Source organism: Brenneria roseae subsp. americana, assembly GCF_003115815.1.
GTDB classification, from domain to species: Bacteria; Pseudomonadota; Gammaproteobacteria; order Enterobacterales; family Enterobacteriaceae; genus Brenneria; species Brenneria roseae.
In genome coordinates this window covers 137556-143778 of sequence record NZ_QDKJ01000013.1, presented here as the reverse complement: position 1 = coordinate 143778, position 6223 = coordinate 137556, and the positions used below count along the sequence as shown (strand labels likewise).

The following is a 6223-nucleotide window of genomic DNA, read 5'->3' as shown; positions in this document are numbered from 1 at the left end:
CGGTTCCAGCGCCAGCGCGTGCACCAGGCTTCCGAACACCAGCGCCTCGCTGCTGTCCCTGCTAATAGTTTTGGAAATATGGCGTCCGTGGAAATACATCAGCGAGATCCGGGCGTCCTTCACCTGCGTGCTGCTGATGCCGTTTGCTGCGTGATAAATCTCGTTCGGAATGCCTTCATAGCGTCCAGGCTCAAAATATTCCGGCCATGAGTGTTTTCCAGGATCCGGTATCAGCACCTCAGATTCCCGAGGAATATTTTCAGGAATATTTTGTTGTTCCGTTTGTGGTTCTCTGCCATGAACCAGTGCGCTTAAATTTGGGTGTTCGGCTACAGCCTTGGAAAATGCTTCCGCTATGGTTTCCGTTCCGGTTTCCTGCATATCCGCATCCGCGTTTTCATTTGTCGATACCGAAGTAACAGCTTCGACTTGCAGACCGTCATTCGTTTCCACCTGCACATTGCCAGCCTCCGCAGAATGATTTTCCGGTTTTTCTCCCTCGTTTGAGGCGGTTTGTTGAGCATCGTCCGCCAGTCCATCAATAGAGAACATTCCACCGCCAAGGTTTTTCATTTCCGGCTGCTGGTTTTCGGTGGTGACCGATCCCGTATTTTCCGGCGGGATAACCGCGTCATTACTGGATTCATAGGTGGTGATCGGATTTGTATTTTTTGCCGGAAGATGCCGGGCCAGCGCCAACGTCTCCGGAGACGGGTCCGCATGATCCGATTCCGTCAGGTTGGCGTTGATGTATCTCTGGAGTGAGGCCGGCATTTGAGTAATGTCAGGATTTACACCGCGGATCAGAGCAAATATTGCCGCGCGCGAAAAATCCAGGATGCCGGGCATATTGCGCAGTTTCTGGCTCCACGTTTTAAACGGCTCTTCCCTGTTTGCGATAACTTCCTTTGCGCGACGATAGATTGGCCCAGGAATATTGTAGATATCGAAATCCATCGGCAATGTAGCCATTGCGATCTCTTTATCCAGCGTATCGAGGGTATGCTCATATTCTGGTGAGCGATCGGTTTTATTGCTGCCGCCGGCGTTCGTGTCTGCATCCGTGCGCTTCATGTTCTGTTTTGCAAACCACTTCGCGGTAATGTCATCGCGGCACGGCGTGCCGACGCTTTCGTTGTTGTGTGCGTTAATCCATTCTTTTGCAAATGACAGCAGGTGGCCGACATCAGGCGTTTTTCCATCAGCCGGCCAGATAGACTTGATATCGCGGACCAGTTCGAACAGCGTTTCAGGAAAGCAATGTTGCAGTTGCAGCAGGTCTTTTGCGTTATTCAGCGCCAGCAACAGGTTTTGCGGGTACATGGCATCCATATCATGTTGCAATTCTCTAATTTCACCCTGCTGGCCGGCGAACAGTTTCGTGAATGATCCATACAGCCACGCGCCGAGAACTCGCTGGGTAAAGGTCGCCTGGTCGATAGTGATTGTTCCGGAGGCATCGGTCATCGCCGGGTGAGCCGTGGTAACGTCAGTATGATCATCCTGAATGTTGGTTGATTTCAGTTCAGCTTCGGGGATTTTTCGCCACGTACGTTCATCATCTGCAAGCTCGTAACGGTCGCACCAGGTGTCATCTAGGACACTTTCTTCTGGTAGATCATCAAATACAGGAAAGTCGGTACGGATAGGCAACTGATAGTCGGCGCCGCGACCGGTTTCGATTTCTGCATCTTCCAGAATATTGAGGATTTCCCGGTTGCCGCGGGATTCGGATTTAGCACTGAACCAGCAGAACAGGTTTTTTGCGTCTGCTTTGGCCTTGGCCTTGATCAGGTATGCAAATTCGATCATTGCGTTTAAGCTCCTTTGGATTGTACAATCCCCGGCAGCTAATGGTTGCCGCCTCAGGGTAGTGGTCATTGGTCAAAACTCGATTCCGGTAAGCTTTGGTCGGCGAACCGGGTACTTAGCCCGCCTTGCGCGGGCTTTGTGCTTTAATGAACGGTTGGAAACAAACTGGCCGAAATGGACTTTTTGTACTGCTGATAATTCGCGCCAAATGCTTTATCCAACTCTTTGATGTTGATAGCCAAATCGGTAATTCGGTCGATCGCACATGCGGGGCAATCAAATTTGCCAAGAACGTAGTCACCGCCGACGATGACGGTTGTATTGCCGCCTTCGACTGTATGGATGACGCCAGAAATGGCGCGTTCGCAGTTGAACAACGCGACTGTTTTATTGACGACTTCAAGACTCAGTTCGATGATTTTCATTTTTTCGTTCCAGGTTGTTGGTTGGTCAAAAACTCGATTGTTTTCGCTGTAGTGAAAAAGCGGCGGATTGGAAAGGGATAAACCCGCACCGCCGAAAAGACTACACACAGCAATTTTCACAGCTATCTAATTTAGTTGCCGGTTACGTCTCCGGCCCGGGCTTTCACCGTTCGTGTAGCTTTTCCCTGGTGCCGGCAACAAGCCAACAATGGCAATTGGTCAGAACTCGATTACTTAACCGCTGGCCGTTGGTCGTCGGCCTTGATAATCCCCTCTACGGGGAAGCATTCTCCGTGAACACGCTGTTCATATGCGGCCTGTTCGCAATCCCGTTCAGATTCGTAAATCTCTAACACTGCATCCTGGCAATGGCTGCCAAACGTGCAGATGGTGATGACTAATGCGTACAGTGTCTCCATCCGATAATTTCCCTTCCTATTGCCCGCGCCATGATGCGATTTGCCGCATCCCATTTTTTACTATTGCGCTGAACCTGAGCCCGGTGGGCCAGTTGCTGCGCTCTGCGTAACCGCTGATAATTGATCATCGGGTGAAAATTACTTGCTGATGGTCTGCATCCAGCTGGATTTCCCATCCCTGAATGCGTTTTACAAACATGAAGTTATTAATACCTTCTTTAAACAGTGGGCTGTCATAGCCAATAACCATCATTTCTTTCATCGTCTTTCCCTCATCTGCCGTCTTCCCGGCTGCCAGAACGTTGATACCTGCTGCGCGTTTACTTCAATTCCAGCAACTGCCGTCATGTTCTTACGCCTCGGGCTGGCTACTTGGTCACCGTGCAGATACGAAGTAACTCGGGGTATTGCTTCGTAGGGTTCTGGCTGGTGGCGTTGCTGCGTTTCAATGAGGCTATTAAACACAATGTTTATTTGTTTGTCAACTTTGTGAATATATAAAAATAAACAAAATGTTTATTGACGTTAGTGATGGGTTATCTAAAAAGGGTCAGCGGGGAAGGGATCTACAGGCAAAAAAAATCCCGCCGGGGCGGGATGGGAAGGAGTAAAATAAAAACCCCCGCTGATGCGGGGGCTTTGTGGGACTATTTAGTTAGGCGGCTTCTTGTCTTTTCCGACGTCTACCTTGCTTTTCAGCCGTAGTAGCCTTGTGATCCAGAGCATTCGGTGCAGCCTTTAAAAGGACGTCTACAGCAGCGCCCATTCTTGCGAACGCTCCAACCGTATCAACTCTGAATATTTCCTTAGATTTTTTCATGTATACCCCCCTTAAGGGACTTACCAGCTAGGACCTGTGTACTGCGAAGTGTAAAAAAGACGATTCCTGCTTATGGAAACCGTCTACGTAATCAGTATTTCTATTTTTATTGACCAAATCCTATCATTTCTGTACTGCGAGTCCACAACTATTTCTGCTGTCACTGTATGGATTCGTAAAATTTTTTAAAGGTGGTTTCCAGCCCTGCAACATCGGATTTCATGATATATCCGCATTCATGCATAGAGAATCCATACGTCGAGTAGTAGTCGATTAAATCCTGATCTGGCTCGACGATGTAAACTTCGGTTGCCTCGACAGCCATACAGAATATATATGCTGCCATCAGTGTTAAAGTAACCATCCTTCCTTTCAGCGGATGATCTTCATCATCACGAACAAAACTTTCTATCATATGAATTTGAAAGATTTTGTCATTACTCCCAAAAACACAGAGCGCTATTCCTGCGGGAACCGAATCAATATGGTCAGTAACAAGTTTAACACAAAATTCAAATCTATCTGGATCATTGCCGTGAGTGCAGATGGCATAATTCCAGTCCAGATCGCCAAATCCTCCACACAATATCCTGTAATCCTGATCGGATATGGGGCCAACGGCAAGATCTAACCCTGATGAATCAATGATTAGCTGTAGATTATTCCTGACTGATTGACCAATTTCTTCAAGTGATAACACTTATTTGGCCTCGCATGTCCTATTGGGAAAATTACGGTTGTTATTCCTCAATGGGCTTATACCTACCCCTGAGGTACTTCTCCACATACTCATCGATTTCTTTCAAGCGAGTCTGGAATAGGGTGATCATCCGTTCGCGTTCTGCTTCTGGTAGCTGGCGATACAGGTTCAGCATCTTCATTTCATCACTACTCAACCCGGTTGACTCTTCCACGTCCTCACCCAGCAGCCAGGCAACGGACACGCCGAGTGCGTCAGCTAATTTTAAAGCTGAACTTTTCCCTATTGTCCCTCGATTGAACCAGTTATTGACGGATTGCGGGCTGACCCCAGCTATTCTGGCCATCTCCGCTTTCGAGATACCCTTTAAGGCCATCAATTCTGTTAACCGCTTTACTTGCGGGTGTTCTATTTGGTGAGCGTTATCTTTCATCAGTCCATTTTAAACTATATGTTTACATACACGTACTTTCAAAATGTTGATCTTTTATTAAACTTATTGTTTAATGTCTCTCGAATAGAAACAGGAGAGACTATGAAAGCACTTGATAAAGCCATTCATGCAGTAGGAAGCGCTACAAAGCTTGCTGATCTGCTTGGTATTTCATCCATGGCAATAAGTCATTGGCGGTATCGCTACGATGGGGTTATTCCTTCCAGCCACGTACTTCCAATATACCAAGTCACTGGCGTAACCCCCCACGAACTGCGCCCAGACCTTTACCCAAACCCAACCGACGGCCTACCCAAGGAACAGGAGGCATAAATGCAAACCATCTCTTATCAGGATGATAACTACGCCAATCCGAGATTATTGAAATCCAAAAATCAATCTTCTCGTCGAATTGTCGCTGCTCATGCTGCCGTTCGTGAGGCTGTAGAGGTATGGCAAAAAACATTGCCGGGCAGGGCGCAGGAAACCATCGCGCAGCTGGTGGTTGACGAATGGCGCCGCCGTGGCGGACGTGGCTTGCAGTTGGGCGATTCTGCCCGGAATAACAGACAGAACATTTTCCGTTGGCTGGATAACCCGTTCAACTCGAAACGCTATGCGGGGTATGTAGAGCAACTGGCGCCGGTGATTGCCGACGTAATGCCGATCGAGATTGCTCGCCAGTACGGGTTAAAGAAGGGCAAGACAAAAGCGGAGCTGGTGGCCGCCGCGTCGCGCGAATGTTCCGAGGCGAAACAGGCCGCATTGCTTGGCTCGCCTATGCATGTTTTAGAGAAGGAGGTACGAGAGGGCGTTGAATCGCTGATGCGTTTAATGCCGATGGATAGCTGGGGACCAGTCCTTAGTGGCGTGGCCTCTATGTTGGGGCAGTGTTTTTAATCGAGTTTTGACCAAAAACCATTAAGGAAATATCAAATGATTACCGTTTCACTGAATGAAATTTTAGATGCTGGCGCCTGCAAAGATGGATTTCTGCGCGTGTTATGTGCTCGAGGGAAAATCACAGAAGAATTGCGTGACGAGCTGATTGAAGATGACGACATCGACGATGCCGGCGAACTGCCGGAAGAGATTTTATCTCTAGCTGATGATGAGCAATTCCCCGCCGCGTCAGTAATAACTACTGAATATATTCAGGATGCCATATGGGCGCTACGCCTTCGACCTGAATATAAAAACCTCTGGCGAAAATATGCAGTTTGGTGCGCACGGCAGGTTCAGCATCTGATGACCGATGAACGCAGTATCGCCGCTCTCGACGTCGCCTGGCGGCACTCTGATGGCCTCGCGACCGGTGAAGAATTGGCCGCAGCACGGGCCGCAGCAGGGGCCGCAGCAGGGGCCGCAGCAGGGGACGCAGCAGGGGCCGCAGCAGGGGACGCAGCATGGGACGCAGCATGGGCCGCAGCACGGGCCGCAGCATGGGCCGCAGCACGGGCCGCAGCACGGGCCGCAGCATGGGCCGCAGCACGGGCCGCAGCATGGGCCGCAGCATGGGACGCAGCATGGGCCGCAGCAGGGGCCGCAGCACGGGCCGCCCAGACTAAAAAACTCATTCAGATTCTCAATGCCGGCGAGTGGGTTGAGTGAGGT

The 6223-nt window shown here is 49.6% G+C and carries 10 protein-coding genes; 3 read left to right on the top strand and 7 right to left on the bottom strand.

Translation table 11 applies throughout. The features are described 5' to 3' along the window. The 7 genes from B4923_RS16390 to B4923_RS16370 form a co-directional block, all read right to left on the bottom strand. On the bottom strand, positions 1–1881 hold a 1881-nt coding region (locus tag B4923_RS16390; protein WP_342752557.1), incomplete at its 3' end, for a RecE family exodeoxyribonuclease. Positions 1882–1955: 74 nt separating this feature from the next. Further along, positions 1956–2357 (bottom strand): hypothetical protein, encoded by a 402-nt coding sequence (locus B4923_RS16385; protein ID WP_342752556.1) that lies wholly within the window; start codon positions 2355–2357, stop codon positions 1956–1958. A gap of 110 nt (positions 2358–2467) precedes the next feature. Beyond that, the gene (locus B4923_RS16380) at positions 2468–2656 is read right to left on the bottom strand and encodes a DUF1482 family protein (RefSeq protein ID WP_109055438.1); all 189 of its coding nucleotides are present in this window, start codon (positions 2654–2656) and stop codon (positions 2468–2470) included. A gap of 124 nt (positions 2657–2780) precedes the next feature. Further along, on the bottom strand, positions 2781–2918 hold the full coding sequence (locus tag B4923_RS20945; RefSeq protein WP_170116076.1) for a hypothetical protein: 138 nt from the start codon (positions 2916–2918) through the stop codon (positions 2781–2783). Between the two features lie 393 nt (positions 2919–3311). Then, complete coding sequence (locus B4923_RS20940; protein WP_170116075.1) at positions 3312–3476, bottom strand: hypothetical protein; 165 nt, start codon at positions 3474–3476, stop codon at positions 3312–3314. 160 nt (positions 3477–3636) lie between these two features. Continuing rightward, entirely contained in the window at positions 3637–4176 is a 540-nt protein-coding gene (locus B4923_RS16375) for a hypothetical protein (protein ID WP_109055437.1), read from the bottom strand. A 40-nt stretch (positions 4177–4216) separates the two neighbouring features. Next, entirely contained in the window at positions 4217–4609 is a 393-nt protein-coding gene (locus B4923_RS16370; RefSeq protein WP_109055436.1) for a helix-turn-helix domain-containing protein, read from the bottom strand. Between the two features lie 102 nt (positions 4610–4711). Here B4923_RS16370 and B4923_RS16365 point away from each other — a divergent pair, with 102 nt between their 5' ends. Genes B4923_RS16365 through B4923_RS20935 form a run of 3 tightly spaced genes read left to right on the top strand, consistent with a single transcriptional unit; the run spans position 4712 to position 6220 of the window. Continuing rightward, a complete protein-coding gene (locus B4923_RS16365; RefSeq protein WP_109055435.1) occupies positions 4712–4942 on the top strand; it encodes a transcriptional regulator in 231 nt (76 codons plus the stop codon). Further along, complete coding sequence (locus tag B4923_RS16360; protein WP_109055434.1) at positions 4943–5509, top strand: toxin YdaT family protein; 567 nt, start codon at positions 4943–4945, stop codon at positions 5507–5509. Positions 5510–5545: 36 nt separating this feature from the next. Then, on the top strand, positions 5546–6220 hold the full coding sequence (locus B4923_RS20935) for a hypothetical protein (RefSeq protein ID WP_170116074.1): 675 nt from the start codon (positions 5546–5548) through the stop codon (positions 6218–6220). The last annotated feature ends 3 nt before the right edge of the window (positions 6221–6223 follow it).

What these genes read in the sequence shown, in the direction of transcription:
- B4923_RS16380 (WP_109055438.1), bottom strand. Translation starts at nt 2,656, where the DNA reads ATGGAGACACTGTACGCATTAGTCATCACCATCTGCACGTTTGGCAGC.
- B4923_RS20945 (WP_170116076.1), bottom strand. Translation starts at nt 2,918, where the DNA reads ATGAAAGAAATGATGGTTATTGGCTATGACAGCCCACTGTTTAAAGAA.
- B4923_RS20940 (WP_170116075.1), bottom strand. Translation starts at nt 3,476, where the DNA reads ATGAAAAAATCTAAGGAAATATTCAGAGTTGATACGGTTGGAGCGTTC.
- B4923_RS16370 (WP_109055436.1), bottom strand. Translation starts at nt 4,609, where the DNA reads ATGAAAGATAACGCTCACCAAATAGAACACCCGCAAGTAAAGCGGTTA.
- B4923_RS16365 (WP_109055435.1), top strand. Translation starts at nt 4,712, where the DNA reads ATGAAAGCACTTGATAAAGCCATTCATGCAGTAGGAAGCGCTACAAAG.
- B4923_RS16360 (WP_109055434.1), top strand. Translation starts at nt 4,943, where the DNA reads ATGCAAACCATCTCTTATCAGGATGATAACTACGCCAATCCGAGATTA.
- B4923_RS20935 (WP_170116074.1), top strand. Translation starts at nt 5,546, where the DNA reads ATGATTACCGTTTCACTGAATGAAATTTTAGATGCTGGCGCCTGCAAA.